The organism is Sphingobium sp. EP60837 (assembly GCF_001658005.1).
In the GTDB taxonomy this organism is placed as follows: Bacteria; Pseudomonadota; Alphaproteobacteria; order Sphingomonadales; family Sphingomonadaceae; genus Sphingobium; species Sphingobium tyrosinilyticum.
In genome coordinates this window covers 1,040,372-1,054,809 of record NZ_CP015987.1, presented here as the reverse complement: position 1 = coordinate 1,054,809, position 14,438 = coordinate 1,040,372, and the positions used below count along the sequence as shown (strand labels likewise).

12 protein-coding genes are annotated in these 14,438 nt (G+C 60.4%); 5 read left to right on the top strand and 7 right to left on the bottom strand.

Annotated features, from left to right (window positions below; all coding sequences use genetic code 11):
• Window positions 1-156 precede the first annotated feature (156 nt).
• The gene (glf, locus tag EP837_RS17790; protein WP_066531412.1) at window positions 157-2,403 is read right to left on the bottom strand and encodes a UDP-galactopyranose mutase; all 2,247 of its coding nucleotides are present in this window, start codon (window positions 2,401-2,403) and stop codon (window positions 157-159) included.
• Between the two features lie 317 nt (window positions 2,404-2,720).
• On the opposite strand from glf, the gene EP837_RS17785 reads away from it, so the two are divergent.
• From EP837_RS17785 to EP837_RS17775, 3 genes are all read left to right on the top strand, one after another.
• Window positions 2,721-4,910, top strand: coding sequence for a sugar nucleotide-binding protein (locus EP837_RS17785; RefSeq protein WP_066531411.1), 2,190 nt, complete (start codon window positions 2,721-2,723; stop codon window positions 4,908-4,910).
• A gap of 131 nt (window positions 4,911-5,041) precedes the next feature.
• The gene (locus tag EP837_RS17780) at window positions 5,042-6,109 is read left to right on the top strand and encodes a cellulase family glycosylhydrolase (protein ID WP_066531821.1); all 1,068 of its coding nucleotides are present in this window, start codon (window positions 5,042-5,044) and stop codon (window positions 6,107-6,109) included.
• Between the two features lie 103 nt (window positions 6,110-6,212).
• Window positions 6,213-6,866, top strand: a complete 654-nt coding sequence (locus tag EP837_RS17775) for a glutathione S-transferase family protein (protein WP_066531408.1) — start codon at window positions 6,213-6,215, stop codon at window positions 6,864-6,866.
• On the opposite strand, the gene maiA is transcribed toward EP837_RS17775, so the two are convergent.
• From maiA to phhA, 5 genes are all read right to left on the bottom strand, one after another.
• Window positions 6,867-7,511, bottom strand: coding sequence for a maleylacetoacetate isomerase (gene maiA / locus EP837_RS17770; RefSeq protein ID WP_066531405.1), 645 nt, complete (start codon window positions 7,509-7,511; stop codon window positions 6,867-6,869).
• Window positions 7,508-8,806, bottom strand: a complete 1,299-nt coding sequence (gene fahA, locus EP837_RS17765) for a fumarylacetoacetase (RefSeq protein WP_066531403.1) — start codon at window positions 8,804-8,806, stop codon at window positions 7,508-7,510. The genes maiA and fahA overlap by 4 nt, the downstream gene beginning before the upstream one ends.
• Window positions 8,803-10,086 carry a homogentisate 1,2-dioxygenase gene (hmgA, locus tag EP837_RS17760; RefSeq protein ID WP_066531819.1) on the bottom strand — a complete coding sequence of 428 codons (1,284 nt, stop codon included), beginning with the start codon at window positions 10,084-10,086 and terminating at the stop codon, window positions 8,803-8,805. The genes fahA and hmgA overlap by 4 nt, the downstream gene beginning before the upstream one ends.
• A 76-nt stretch (window positions 10,087-10,162) precedes the next feature.
• Complete coding sequence (gene hppD / locus EP837_RS17755) at window positions 10,163-11,203, bottom strand: 4-hydroxyphenylpyruvate dioxygenase (protein WP_066531401.1); 1,041 nt, start codon at window positions 11,201-11,203, stop codon at window positions 10,163-10,165.
• Window positions 11,200-12,063: a phenylalanine 4-monooxygenase gene (gene phhA / locus EP837_RS17750; RefSeq protein WP_066531396.1), complete on the bottom strand. Its 864-nt coding sequence runs from the start codon at window positions 12,061-12,063 to the stop codon at window positions 11,200-11,202. The genes hppD and phhA overlap by 4 nt, the downstream gene beginning before the upstream one ends.
• A 94-nt stretch (window positions 12,064-12,157) precedes the next feature.
• On the opposite strand from phhA, the gene EP837_RS17745 reads away from it, so the two are divergent.
• On the top strand, window positions 12,158-12,628 hold the full coding sequence (locus EP837_RS17745) for an Lrp/AsnC family transcriptional regulator (protein ID WP_066531817.1): 471 nt from the start codon (window positions 12,158-12,160) through the stop codon (window positions 12,626-12,628).
• Window positions 12,629-12,881: 253 nt separating this feature from the next.
• Window positions 12,882-13,529, top strand: a complete 648-nt coding sequence (locus tag EP837_RS17740) for a TetR/AcrR family transcriptional regulator (protein WP_066531394.1) — start codon at window positions 12,882-12,884, stop codon at window positions 13,527-13,529.
• A 44-nt stretch (window positions 13,530-13,573) separates the two neighbouring features.
• Here the strand turns inward: EP837_RS17740 and EP837_RS17735 are convergent, their stop codons facing one another.
• Complete coding sequence (locus EP837_RS17735; RefSeq protein WP_066531392.1) at window positions 13,574-14,389, bottom strand: SDR family NAD(P)-dependent oxidoreductase; 816 nt, start codon at window positions 14,387-14,389, stop codon at window positions 13,574-13,576.
• Between the last annotated feature and the right edge of the window lie 49 nt (window positions 14,390-14,438).

Below are 14,438 nucleotides of genomic sequence, written 5' to 3'. Positions count from 1 at the left end.
AGCGGTATGATGCCCTTTTGTTCCTACCGAATATCGCGACCGTAACTGGAAGGAGCCGAGCGGACACCAGCACTCATTAAAAGCGGAGCGTGATCCGATCAGAGAGAAATCGGATCACGCTCCGCCCGCGTCCTCGGCAACAGCAGCGAGGAGCGGTTATGCCACGCCGGGTGAGGGCCGTGCTGCAAGCTGCGCTGGCGCTGGAACCTGCTCACGCGCACGCCGCTGGGCCATCTTGCGGTAGGTGGCGAGGGCCTGTCCGATGACCTGGTCCATATTATAATAGCGATAGGTCGCCAGCCGCCCGACGAAGCTCACGTCCGGCTGCACTATTGCAAGCGCCTCGTAGCGTTTGAAAAGCGCCTGGTTTTCCGCACGCGGGATCGGGTAATAGGGATCACCCTCGGCCGTCGGATATTCATATGTAATGCTGGTCCGGGACGATTGCTGCCCGGTCAAATGCTTATACTCGGTGATCCGGGTGTAGGGCACATCGGGCGAAGGATAATTGACCACCGCAACAGGCTGAAATTGCTCCATATCCAGTTGCGCATGATCAAATTGCAACGACCGATAAGGCAACTTGCCAAAGCGATAGCCGAAATATTCGTCGATCGGTCCCGTAAACACCAGATGGTCGTGGGGGTAAGCGTCGCGCGCTTCGCAATAATCGACACCTAACAGGACATCGATATTGGGATGGTCGAGCATCCGTTCGAACATCCGGGTATAGCCCTCAAGCGGCATCGCCTGGAACTTGTCGGTGAAATAGCGGTCATCGACATTGGTCCGGGTCGGCACGCGCGAAGTGACGGCCTTATCCAGCTCGGACGGGTCGAGGCCCCACTGCTTGCGCGTATAGCCTTGGAAGAACTTCTCATAAAGTTCACGGCCAATTGCCGAAATAACCACATCTTCCGATGTGCGAACGACGGAAACTGGTTCGGCCTGCGCGGCTAAAAACTCGGCCGCATGCTCTTCTGTCTCGAGGTTCAGTTTATAGAGCAAATTGATCGTCGTGCGGTTGATCGGCATCGGCACCAGCAGGTCGTCCACCGCCGCCAGAACCCGATGCTCATAGGGACGCCATTTGGTGAAGCGCGAAAGATAGGTGAAGATTTCCTCGCTGTTGGTATGGAAGATGTGCGGCCCATAACGGTGGATAAGGACACCGTTCGCGTCATATTCATCATATGCATTGCCGCCGACATGGGGGCGGCGATCGACGACCAGCACCCTCTTCCCGCCGTCAACGGCAAGGCGCTCGGCCATCACCGCACCCGCAAACCCCGCGCCTACAATCATGACATCATAATGGTGGGAGCGGCTGCTGTTCCAGGAAGTCGGCGAAACAATCGGATGCGCATGCGCGCTGCGTGACAGAGCATCCTTGATCAGCCGGTCCATCTGATGAAAGCTCTTGTCCCAAGACATGCCCGCCAGGAGCTGATCGGCTTCCTTCAGCCACTGCCCGCCACCCTGTGCAAGCGCGAGCGCCTCGTCGCAGGCAGCGATAAAGGCGTCGCCAGCGGGCGCAATCTTGACCGCTTCGATCTCGCCATAATGGCGCACGACATCGACGATCGGGGTCGATACCACCGGCTTTCCCGCCGCCAGATATTCAGGCGTCTTGGTCGGACTGATGAACCGGGTCGCGTCATTGATGGCAAATGGCATCAAAGCCACATCCCAACCGGCGATACAGGCGGGCAAATCTTCGTAGGGCCTGCCGCCCAGAAAGTGGAGGTTCCCGCGCCGCGGCAGATCATCCTCACTGATCTTCACGACCGGACCAATGATCTCCAGCACCCAGTTCGGGCGCGCGTCGGCCAATGCGGCGAGCAGGTCCACATCCATCCGCTCATCGACCACGCCATAAAAGCCAAGCCGCGGCCGTCTGTTGCCCTTGCTCGCCGCCGCACCGAAGCGCGCCTGGGCAAAATGCCCCACATCGACACTGGACGGAAAGGGAAAGACGGCAGGATGCTTGTCCCGCTTGGCCTCATAAAGGCTGTACCCGCCAGTGAAAACCAGATCGGATTGCGACAGCAGACGCTGCTCCAGCGGAAGAAGTTCGGGCGGCGCGCCTTTGAAATTGGCAAGCTCGTCCATGCAGTCATAGATGATGCAGTCGGCCAGGACATGCTCCGAAAAGGGCAGCATCATCGGCGTGTAATACCAACGAATGAACGGTCCCGGTTCGCCCGCCAGATAAAGGTCCAGCAGTTGCTTCAGTACCTCGCTCTCACGCTCTCTAGACAGAGCGGCGGGCAGTTGGGGCGTAATGACGGTTACGCCTGTTTGCGAGCAATGTTCGACCTGCAGGTCCGGCGCGTCGAGTTCAGCGACATAGCAGGGCTCTTCCCAAAAAAGTACAGGCGACTGTTTTGCGAAGCGGCTCATCAAATGTTGAGGACGTTGAAAGACGAAATTCCAACGCAGATGGCTAAAACAAATTAAGGTGTGAGCGCCGGCTTTCGGACCTGGTCCTGTTCCATGCCAAGATGACGAATGGGGCGGGACCATAGACGCGTACCTTTCTGCTTGATGAATGATGCACAAACCCCGGGCGGCCAACCATGTTCCTGCAGCCGCGCTGATATAGGTTGGCACATCGACGCTATTTTGGTGTACCCACTTGAAGCCTTCACCTGTTTCAACTTACTCAGAGGCACGATCATCACCGCTTCCTCTTTATAAAACAGGCACGGGGGATCCGAATGGCCGGGCAGCAGCAGCTTTGGGGTGGCGTGGAATGCACCGTTAATCGCGTTTACGAACGCTATGGCGATCAGATCCGCTTGAGTGGCCATGAGAACAGGCCCGAAGATCTCGAGCGTTTTGCGGAGTTGGGCATCCGCGCCATCCGCTATCCCTTATTGTGGGAACGGATCAGTCCGGAACAACCCGACCAATGCGATTGGGAATGGACGGATCGGCGGCTCGCGCGGCTGCGCGAACTCGGCATTCGCGTCATCGCTGGCCTCATTCACCATGGCAGCGGCCCGCACTATACCAACCTGGTGGATGACAGCTTCGCGCCAGGCCTCGCCAAGCACGCGCAGAATGTGGCGGAACGCTATCCCTGGATCACCGATTGGACGCCGGTCAACGAACCGCTGACCACCGCACGCTTTTCCGCGCTTTACGGCCATTGGTATCCGCACCTCCGTTCGGAAGGAGATTTCTGGCGGGCGCTACTGAACCAGATTGACGCGACAAGGCTGTCGATGCGCGCCGTGAGCCGGATCAACCCCGCCGCACGGTTGATCCAGACGGACGATCTGGGAAGGACCTATGCCACCGCTGCCCTGCGGGAACAGGCGACGTTCGACAATATGCGCCGCTGGGCCGGATGGGACCTCTTGTGCGGGAAAGTCAACCGCGACCACCCTTTCTGGGCACGTATTGCGGGCTTCGGGCTGGAGCAGCGGCTTGAAGCCATATTGGACGACCCCTGCCCGCCCGCCGTCATCGGCATCAACCACTATCTCACCAGCGATCGGTTCCTGGACCACAGGCTACAGCGTTACCCGCAACATCTGCACGGCGGCAGTGAGATACAGCTTTACGCCGATGTAGAGGCTGTCCGTGTATTGTCGCCTGCTTCGCAAGGCTTGGAAGGCGCGCTACGCGAAGCATGGGAACGCTATCGCCTGCCGCTGGCTGTTACGGAGGTCCATAATGGCTGTACCCGCGAAGAACAGCTCCGCTGGACGGCGCAGGCATGGGATATTGCCAGCCGCCTGAACGATCAAAACGTGCCGGTCGAGGCCGTGACCATCTGGTCATTGCTAGGCAGCAGCGGCTGGAACACGCTCCTCACCCGGCCGGGGCTTTATGAGCCCGGCGTCTGGGATGTCAGCAGCGGCGCGCCACGGCCCACCGCCATGGTGCCGCTTTTGAAGGCGCTGGCGGCCAGCGACGAGCGCCCGATCATGGCGACAGGTGAAGGCTGGTGGCAGCGGCAGGGCCGGATGGCCCATCCTCCCGTTGCCCGCCCTGCACCCATTGCAGAGCATATTGGGCCGCCTCACGATCCCGGCAGCGCACGACCGCTGTTGATCTGCGGCGCGACGGGGACGCTGGGGCAGGCCATGGCGCGGGCCTGCTCGATGCGCAACATCCCCTTCATATTGACCAGCCGCCAGCAACTGGACATCACCGATCGCAGCAGCATCGAAGCGGCGCTGGACAAGCTTAGCCCTTGGGCGGTCGTGAATACAGCAGGCTGGGTGCGCGTCGATGAAGCGGAAGCCGAAGAAGACGCCTGCCTGCTCGCCAATGCGCATGGCGCAATCGCGCTGGCACAGGCATGCGACAGGCGCGGCATCCAAACCCTGTCCTTCTCCAGCGACCTCGTCTTCGACGGGTTCAAAGGTTACCCCTATGTCGAAACTGACGCCGTCGCCCCCTGCAACAGCTACGGCCGAAGCAAGGCGGCGATGGAAACGGGCATCGCGCAGCTTGCAGGCGATCATCTCGTCATCCGCACCGCCGCTTTCTTCTCACCCCATGACGATTTCAACTTCGCCACAGCGGTCGTTCGGTCACTCGAGCGCGCAGAAGCCGTGCTTGCGCCCGACGACCTCATCGTCACCCCAACCTATGTCCCGCATCTGGTCACGGCATCACTCGACCTGCTGATCGATGGCGAAACCGGCATTTGGCATCTTGCCAATGGCGACGCGCTGACCTGGGCCGATTTCGCCAAACGTATCGCTTCATACTGTGAACATGACCCGGCACAGGTACAGGCCGTGCCCCACCAGACAATGGGCTGGGCAGCCCCTCGCCCGGCCAATGTCGCGCTCGGCACTTGCCGAGGCCCGCAGCTTCCCTCGCTCCTTACGGCGCTGGAACATTTCGCCCAGCATTTCCGGGCGGAGCGCTTAGAAAATGCGGCGTGATATACGTGCGTAATCGATCGAAAATTCCACTTACTCAGACCCCGTTAAGCCTCTTGTTCTAAACTGTGCCGGTTCGTAGGGGCGCGCCAGAGGAGCCGTCGAATCGGACGGGGGTCGTGAGCGGGAACATGATGACGGGACGTTGGACGCCGGAAGCGGCGCATGCTTGGTTCAAGGCTCAGCCTTGGCTGGTCGGCTGTAATTTTACGCCGTCAAACGCGATAAATCAGCTGGAGATGTGGCAAGCGAGTACGTTCGACCTGCCGACTATCGATCGGGAACTGGCGCTGGCTGCTTCCGTGGGCATGAACTCGGTTCGTGTCTATCTGCACGATCTGCTGTGGCTGGAGGACAGCCACGGCTTTCTCGACCGGATCGACGCGTTCCTGAACGTCGCGGATCGGCATCGCATCCGCACCATGTTGGTGCTGTTCGATTCCTGCTGGCACCCTGAGCCCGCCCTCGGACCACAGCCGGAACCGCGGAAAGGCGTGCACAATAGCGGCTGGGTGCAGTCGCCCGGCATGCCCACGCTTCAAAATGCGGACGAGCATCATCGCCTGGAAGATTATGTCCGGGGCGTCGTAGGCCGCTTCGGTCAGGACCCGCGCGTACTGGCTTGGGACATCTGGAACGAGCCTGATAACGGCCCGGAGGTCGCGCTGTGCGATCCCGTCGCGCTTCAGGCGAAAGCGGACCTGGTAGTGCCGCTGCTGGTGGACGCATTCGGCTGGGCGCGGGACATGAAGCCGATGCAGCCGCTCACCAGTGGGATTTGGCTGGGCGACTGGTCGGCGCCCGATCTGCTGAGCCCCATTCAGCGCGCGCAGACGGGTCATTCGGACATCATCTCCTTCCACAATTACGGCATTGCCGAAGATTTCGCGCAGCGCGTCAAATGGCTGAAAACCATGGGCCGCCCGCTCATGTGCACCGAATATATGGCCCGTCCGGCGGGCAGCACCTTCCAGGCGATCCTGCCCGTGGCCAAGGAGCATGAGGTCGGCACCTTCTGCTGGGGTCTGGTCAAGGGGAAGACGCAGACGCACCTGCCCTGGGACAAATGGGAAAATCCGAACATCGAAGGGCTGAAGGAACGCTGGTTCCACGACATCTTCCATGAAGACGGCACCCCCCATGACGAAAATGAGGTGGAGTTCCTGCGGTTGATCAGCGAACTGGACAAGATCGCCGCCTGAACAAAGGCGGCGCGCATTTCTAAAAGCATCCGTTCGTTCGACATCTTTGGGCGGAAAGGCTAGTTTTTTCGCGATCAGTCGTGAAACTAGCCGGAGCTTGACCATGACCATCACCATCAGCGCGTTCGAACGATCTCCCGACGGCGGTCAGGGAATGGCGCGGGACATGCGGGTGCGATGGGCGCTTGAGGAAGCGGGTCAGCCTTATCAGGTCCGGTTGCTGTCGTTCGAAGCGCTGAAAGAGCCTGGCTACAAGGCGCTGCAGCCCTTCGGGCAAATCCCGGCTTATGAAGAGGGCGACCTGGTCCTGTTCGAATCCGGAGCGATCATCTTGCACATCGCGGAGCGGCATGGCGGTTTGCTGCCGGAAGACCCGAACGCCCGCGCCCGCGCGATCGCGTGGATGTTCGCCGCGCTCAATACGGTCGAGCAGCCGATCGTGGAACGAGAGATCCCCGAATATCTGGAGCGCGACAAAAGCTGGTATGAAGCCCGCATGCCGTTGCTCGATGAGCGGGTGGACCACCGACTGGGCGAGCTTTCCATCCGACTGGGTGACGTTGAATGGCTGGATGGCGCGTTCAGCGCCGGTGACCTGCTGATGGTGACGGTCCTGCGCAGGCTGATCGGATCGGGGCTGTTGGAGCGCTATCCCAACCTCGTCGCCTATATTGCTCGCGGCGAAGCGCGACCCGCTTATCAACGTGCTTTCGCCGACCAACTGGAGGTTTTCAAGCAATCCGGACAGGCGGACTGATCAGGCGGCGTCGGGCTGACGCTCCGGATGGGCGGCCTCGACGGCAGGCAGGCTCGTCGCTGCTTCACCCGCTGCGATCAGGCGAGGATAAGGTGAAAGATCGACGCCAAAACGGCGGGCGTTGTAGAGTTGCGGCACGGTGTAACAATCCGCCATCGTGGGCGCATCGCCAAAGGCAAAGCCGCCGCCATGCTGCGCGACCATTTGCTCAAGCGGGCCAAAGCCTGCCTCGATCCAATGGTGAATCCAGGCCCGCACCTGCTCCTCGCTTGCGTTGAAATCTGCCCTCAGCCGATTGAGCACGCGCAAATTGTTGAGCGGGTGGATGTCGCATCCAATCAGCGCCGCCATCGACCGTACGATGGCGGCCTCATCGGCGCTTTCCGGCAGCAGTGGCGGCGTCGGCCATGTCGCCTCTATCCATTCCAGGATCGCAGAGCTTTCGATCAGGATCGTGCCGCCCGTCTCCAGCGCCGGGACCAGCCCATGGGGCGCGATGGCGAGATAGTCACCCTGACGCTGCGCGCCGGTCGTCAGATCGTGGCTGACCTGCGCATAATCCACGCCCTTCAGGTTGAGCGCGATGCGTACCCGATAGGCGGCCGACGATCGCCAATAGCCGTGCAGCGTCAGCGCGGCCGTCATGCGGGCAACACCACGGCCCGGCACTCGCCAAGGCCAATGGAAACAAAGCCCGGCGCGTCCGCAGTTGCACGCAATATGACCTCATCGCCATCCTCGACGAAGGCGCGTGTTTCGCCATTGGACAGTTGGAACGGGTCCTGCCCCCCTGAGGCCAGCTCTAACATACTGCCGAAACCCTCCCGCGTCGCTGCCGAAATAGTGCCGGTGCCGAGCAAGTCACCGGGATTGAGATTGCACCCGTTCGACGCATGGTGGGTCACGATCTGATTGACCGTCCAATACATGTTGGTCGCCGGCCCTGTGCTGAGACGCACTGGAGCCTCGCCTTCCTCCCGCATGCGCTGCGTCTGCAGAAACACCTCCAGCGTCAATGCCAACGCACCATGCTGCAGGTCCGCTTCGGACAAGAGATAGGGCAGCGGCTGCGGATCGCCCGCGGGCCTTGCAGGCTGCGGAAGGTGGAAGGGAGCCATGGCCTCGGCCGTCACGATCCAGGGCGATATGGTCGATTGGAAATTCTTGGCGAGGAAGGGGCCGAGCGGCTGATATTCCCACGCCTGAAAGTCGCGCGCCGACCAGTCGTTGAGCAGGCAGAAACCTGCCACATGCTCATTGGCTTCCCCGATGGGAATAGCTTCGCCGAGCCGATTGCCCGGCCCGATCCACACGCCAAGTTCCAGTTCATAGTCGAGCCGAACTGAAGGGCCGAAGATCGGATGCTCAGCGTCGTGCGGCTTTCGCTGACCGCTGGGACGGCGAACCGGCACGCCGGACTGGCGGATCGACGAAGCCCGGCCATGATAGCCTATCGGCACATATTTATAATTGGGCAGCAACGGGTTATCGGGCCGGAACTGCCGCCCGACATTGTTGGCATGATGAATGCCGACGTAGAAATCGGTATAATCGCCGATCCGCGCGGGCAAATGCATGACGGCATCAGCGGCTTGACGAAGCAGAGGCTCCACGGCTGCGCGGTTCGCCTCGTCCGACAGCAGGTCGCTAACACGCCGCCGCAACGCGCGACGCCTTTCGGACGGCAGGGCGAGCAGCCGATTGAGCGTTGCTTCGCTGCATATCTCCTGCCAATCCCCGCTCAGCAGATTAGCTGTCGTGCAGGCGCGCAGGTCGAGGATCATGTCCCCTATCGCGACGCCGATCCTCGGCCCCTCACCTCGCGGCGCAAAAATGCCGAAGGGAAGGTTCTGGATCGGAAAATCCCCGTGCCCTTGCGCACTCTCCGCCCAGCTGGTCCGCGCCGGATCATGCGTCTCGTCCGTGCGCCACCAACTCATGAGCGAGGCTCCAGCTGCGCCTTGGGAAATCCCGCCCAGCAGGCGTCATAATCGGCCTGAAGCAACGGCGTTTCCATCGCCCAGGCGGTCGGCGCGAAGGGAAAGCGGCTTTCGAACATGAACGCCATCATCTCGTCGATCTTGGTGGGGGCCAGAGCCGCCGACACCGCCTTGCCATGGCTTTCCACATCCGGGCCATGGGCCGACATGCAATTGTGCAGCGATGCGCCGCCGGGGACGAAGCCGCCGGATTTCGCATCATATTCGCCGCGGATCAGGCCCATATACTCACTCATCACGTTGCGGTGGAACCAGGGCGGGCGGAACGTGTCTTCCGCCACCATCCAGCGCGGGGGGAAGATCACGAAATCGACATTGGCGGTGCCCGGCGTGTCGCTGGGCGATGTGAGGACAGTGAAGATCGACGGATCGGGATGATCATAGCTGACTGTGCCCATCGTGTTGAAACGGCGCAGATCATAACGGACGGGCGCGAGATTGCCGTGCCAGGCGACCACGTCGAACGGACTATGATCCGCCATAGTGGTCCACAGCGCGCCCATGAATTTCTGGACGATTTCATAGGAGCGCTCAATATCCTCATAGGCCGCGACCGGGGCTTCGAAATCGCGGGCATTGGCCAGCCCATTGGATCCGATCGGTCCCAGTTCCGGCAGGCGAAAGGGCGCTCCATAATTTTCGCAGACATAGCCCCGAGCCCCAGCGTCGAGCAATTCGACGCGAAAACGCACGCCTCGGGGGATGAGGATCATTTCCAGCGGCCCGGCACGCAGAATCCCAAACTCGGTCACAATGCGCAACCGGCCCTCTTGCGGCAGGATCACCATCTCGCCATCGGCATTGAAGAATGCGCGATCGCCCATCGAATTGTTGGCCGCGAACATGTGAATGCCGCATCCGATGCCTGCCGCAACGTCTCCATTGCCGACATGGCTGATGAGCCCGTCGATGAAGTCAGTCGGCTCCTTAGGCAGTTCAAGCGGATTCCAACGAAGGCGATTAGGCGACGGCGTCCGTTCAGTGAACGGCCCGGAGCGCAACAGGCTAGGAGTGGCATAAGGGCGGAAAGGCTGATGGCCCGCTGACGGCCGCATCCGATAGAGCCAACTGCGATGGTTCTGATGCCGGGGCGCGGTGAAAGCGGTGCCCGAAAGCTGCTCTGCGTAGAGGCCATAAGGCGCACGCTGGGGGGAATTACGGCCCACCGGCAGCGCGCCCGGCAGCGCTTCGGTGGAATGCAGGTTCCCGAAACCCGGCATCGTCGGCTCGACACGCCCGGATGCCTCAACGACTGGAGCGAAGGAACCGCCAGTGGTGGAAGCATTCATATCAGCCTCACTCGTCAACGGTGATAACGCCCCGCCTTATCTGGTCGAGTTCTATGCTTTCGAACAATGCCTGAAAATTGCCGTTGCCGAAACCTTCATTGCCCTTGCGCTGGATGATCTCGAAGAAAATCGGGCCGAACTTATTTTCCGTGAAGATCTGTAGCAATATGCCCTCTTCCTGCGCATTCCCATCGATCAGGATGCGATTTTTCTTCAGCCGTTCCAGATCCTCGCCATGACCGGGCACCCGTTTGTCGACCAGCTCATAATAAGTATCGATCGTGTCCTGAAGCCGCACGCCGCGCGCCCGCAGCTTTTCCACCGTCTCGTAGATATTGGCCGTGGTAAGGGCCAGATGCTGGATACCCTCGCCATGATATTGCCGGATGAACTCCTCGATCTGGCTATTCTCATCCTGGCTTTCGTTAAGCGGAATGCGGATAGCTCGATCCGGAGCGATCATAGCCTGGCTGAAAAGGCCGGTCACCTTCCCTTTGATATCGAAATATTTCTGCTCCTCGAAATTGAAGAGCGTCCGGTAGAATTGGCTCCATACGCGCATATGTCCGCGTTCGACATTATGGGTGAGGTGGTCAAGCAGGTCGAGCCCGACATTGTTCACAGCCTCCGCTTCGCGCCAGCCCGGGAACTCCGCCCAATCTGCATAGAGATCGCCGCCATCCTGAACGAAATAGAGATAGGACCCGCCAATCCCCTGAATGACCGTATCGTCTTCCTCGGTCGGCTTGGCGCCATGATCAAGCGCCCACCGCATCGCCGCTTCTGGATCAGCGACGCGAAAGGCCATCGCGCTGGCCGATGGACCATGTTCGCCACGAAAGGCGGCGACCCGGCCGGCATCGTCGCGGTTCAGCATCAGGTTGATGCGGCCCTGCTTGTAACGGGTGATGTTCTTCACCGGATGCCGGTGCGTCGGCACAAAGCCCAGTTGCTGGAACTGCTGCGACATCGCATCCGGTTCTGGAGACGTAAATTCGACAAATTCAAAGCCATTAAGGCCAAGCGGATTGGCTGTCATGCCAGTCATGCTCCCGTTTTGGACCGCGCATACGCTTGCGTGCCCCGGTTGAAGATTATGTCCTGCGGAATGATCTCCGCAGTTCCCAAGTCGCTCTCGCGCTGCAACTCTTCATAAAGCGGCGCGAAATCCATCTCGACGGTCTGGCGAAGCAGGTCATCGAAGCTGTCGATCACGAAATACGTCTGCTGATAGTCGTCGATCCGGTAATGGGTCCGCATCAGCCGCTTGAGATTGAAGCCGATGCGATTTGGCGAGGGGTCATCCAGGGCGAAGACGGACTCGCCATAGGAAGACAGGATGCCAGCCCCATAAAGCTTCAAATCCTGGCCCTGCCGGATCAACCCGAACTCGACCGTGTACCAATATAGACGCGCCAGGCGATCGATCGCGCCAAGTCCGTCGGCACGCAGCCCGCCCTCGCCATAAGCCTGCATATAATCGGCAAATGCGGGGTGGGCGAGCAGCGGGACATGGCCGAACACATCGTGGAACACATCCGGTTCCTGAAGATAATCCAGTTGCTCAGGCGTGCGGATAAAGCGGCCCGCGACAAAGCGGCGATTGGCCAGATGTTCGAAGAATATCCGGTCAGGCACCAGCCCCGGCACCGCCACGACTTGCCAGCCCGTCAATTTCATCAGTCGATCGGACAGTTCGGCAAAGTCTGGAATACCGGACTTCGACAAGCGAAGGACGTCCAGGCCGTCCATAAACTCCTTGACTGCCCGCTCGGGGAGCATCGCCGCCTGACGCGCGAACAGCCTGTCCCACATCGCATGGTCTTGCGGCGTGTAGGCTTCCCAATCCTGAGGGATCGTCCAGTCCTCGGCGGCTTGCGCGGGACGCTCGGTAGCAGGCTGCGCCATGGCCACCTTATCGCATGAAGCCACCGAAAAGAGGTTTCAATATTCAGCGAAATGCCGCATCATCTGATAGTTTTTCATCATAGAGACGATGAACATGAAAAACTCTCATCAGATCGACGCCATTGACCGTAGGATCCTATCAGCCCTTCAAAGCGACGCGACGGTCAGCCATGCGGAACTGGCGGACAGGGTCGGCGCGTCAACGGCCTCCTGCTGGCGCCGTATCAAGGCGCTGGAAGCCGCCGGCATCCTCACGGGCTCGGTACGCTTGGTGAACCCGGAGAAGATCGATCGCGGCGTGAACGTGCTTTGCAACATCCGCATGCGCAGCCACGCTCGTGACGCGAGGCAGGCATTTGAGGACTTTGTGGATAGCCGTCCTGAAATCGTCGAATGTTTTTCCATGTCGGGCGAGTGGGACTATCTGCTCCGGATAGTCGTCGCCGATGTGGCGGACTATAATCTCTTCCTGATGCACACATTGCTCGGACAAGCGGCGGTGGCCAATGCGGCGTCTCATTTCGCCCTTTCCATGACGAAATATACGACTGCGATACCTGTGTGAGAGCTGGGCGATACCATGAACTTAAGCGCTGCGCCGAGCCCGTATAGCGGCAGGACGCAGCCCCATGATCGGGAACTTTCAATGACTTAGCCGGTTTTATCCATGGACGCGGCCCGCGCACGGTTATTCGGGGGCGGCCTGCGACCGTAGGAGCGTCCCGTCCCGCCTTCTGGGGCAAGGCGGGACGCTTTTAGCACGAGCGCCGCTATCCTCTCCCCTTGCACTTGACCGCCGATGCCGCCAAGCATGCGCGATGCATGGGCATGACAGGCGAAGCAGGGCGGGGCGGCCCAAGTCGGCAGAGGTCGAAAATCGCGCCCAAGCTCTGCTGGAAGTCGCCGAGCAGGCTCTGATTGAGCTGGGCTATGAGCGGGCAACGCTTCAGATCATCGCGCGGCAGGCGAAAGTGTCCAAAAAGACCATATACGCCAAATATGGCGGAAAGCCTGGGCTGTTGCGCGCGGTCCTGGACCAGATAGCGGATCGCAACATGGCGGCGGATCTGAGCTTACTGGACCGAAACGATCCGGCCGAGGGCCTTTATGAATGGGCGCGCATGATCATGCGCAGCACGCGTACGCCTGCCGCCCATGCGATCACGGCAATCAGCATGCGCGAAGGGCTCCGCTTCCCCGAATTCAGGAAAGCGATGGAGGAAACCCGCAGGCTCCGCCAGCAGGCGCCTCTGCGATCCTATCTCGAACGACTTCAGGCCAGGGGCCTGATCCGCCCGGTCGATTGCAACGAAATAGCGTCCATCTTCCTGTGGGTCCTATCGCAGGACATGGTCATGGCCGTCTCCGCCGGCACCGCCCAGCCGCTTTCCGATGAAGAGGCGGATGAAAAGGCCCGGCGCATCGCCAGGCTCATAGCCCAGGGCCTCACCCCAGTCGCAGGATGAAAGGCGGCGGGGGGCAGACGCCTCCACCCGCCCCTCCTTAAATCTCAGTAACGGCGGCCAAGCCCCCCATCATGATAGATGGATGCCCCGGTCACGAAGCGGGACTCGTCCGAAGCGAGATAGACAAAGGCGTGCGCTGTATCTTCAGGAAAGCTTTCGATGCCGAGCGGGCACATATCGACCAAATTTTGGATCCCGGCCTGGCCCGATTCATAGAGTCCCAGGCGCGCATATTCCTCATAGGCTTCTTTCAAAAGCGGCGTGGTGGTCTGGCCCGGATGCACCGAATTCACGCGAATCCGCTTGGGTCCGAATTCGATCGCGCCGCACAGCGTCAGCATGCGCTGCGCCGATTTGGACACATGATATCCCAGATTGTTCGCATTGGGCATGTAGGACGCCATCGACACGGTATTGATCACCGAACCGCCGCCGGGAAAGCGTTTGATGGTCTCGCTAAGCGCGGGCGCGCAATGCTTCATGCCCAGGAAACCGCTGTCATGATTGACGGCCATTACCTTGCGCAGGTCTTCCAGAGAAGTGGTTTCAATGCCGCCGTGGATCGATATGCCCGCATTATTCACCAGGACATCAATCGCGCCGAACTCGGCAAGAACCGTTTCCACCAGCGCCGCCCAATCCGCCTCCAGCGTCGCATCCTGCACCACCAGCTTGAACCGGCCCGCGCCATGCTTACCCTCCATTTCGCCCGTCAGCGCGGCGGTGGATTCTACCCGCAGGTCGGTAGCGATGACCGCGCGCGCACCTTCGCGCAAAAAGGCGTCACATACTGCTGCACCGATATTATCCGGACGACCTGCACCCGTGACGATTGCCACTTTTCCTTCCAAGCGCGCCATAGCCTCATCATCCTCTCTCTTGCTTCTTGAAGAAATGGGTACTTATGAG

Coding starts and splice junctions, on each gene's coding strand:
- glf (WP_066531412.1), bottom strand. CDS start 2,403: ATGAGCCGCTTCGCAAAACAGTCGCCTGTACTTTTTTGGGAAGAGCCC.
- EP837_RS17785 (WP_066531411.1), top strand. CDS start 2,721: ATGGCCGGGCAGCAGCAGCTTTGGGGTGGCGTGGAATGCACCGTTAAT.
- EP837_RS17780 (WP_066531821.1), top strand. CDS start 5,042: ATGACGGGACGTTGGACGCCGGAAGCGGCGCATGCTTGGTTCAAGGCT.
- EP837_RS17775 (WP_066531408.1), top strand. CDS start 6,213: ATGACCATCACCATCAGCGCGTTCGAACGATCTCCCGACGGCGGTCAG.
- maiA (WP_066531405.1), bottom strand. CDS start 7,511: ATGACGGCCGCGCTGACGCTGCACGGCTATTGGCGATCGTCGGCCGCC.
- fahA (WP_066531403.1), bottom strand. CDS start 8,806: ATGAGTTGGTGGCGCACGGACGAGACGCATGATCCGGCGCGGACCAGC.
- hmgA (WP_066531819.1), bottom strand. CDS start 10,086: ATGCCGGGTTTCGGGAACCTGCATTCCACCGAAGCGCTGCCGGGCGCG.
- hppD (WP_066531401.1), bottom strand. CDS start 11,203: ATGACTGGCATGACAGCCAATCCGCTTGGCCTTAATGGCTTTGAATTT.
- phhA (WP_066531396.1), bottom strand. CDS start 12,063: ATGGCGCAGCCTGCTACCGAGCGTCCCGCGCAAGCCGCCGAGGACTGG.
- EP837_RS17745 (WP_066531817.1), top strand. CDS start 12,158: ATGAAAAACTCTCATCAGATCGACGCCATTGACCGTAGGATCCTATCA.
- EP837_RS17740 (WP_066531394.1), top strand. CDS start 12,882: ATGCATGGGCATGACAGGCGAAGCAGGGCGGGGCGGCCCAAGTCGGCA.
- EP837_RS17735 (WP_066531392.1), bottom strand. CDS start 14,389: ATGGCGCGCTTGGAAGGAAAAGTGGCAATCGTCACGGGTGCAGGTCGT.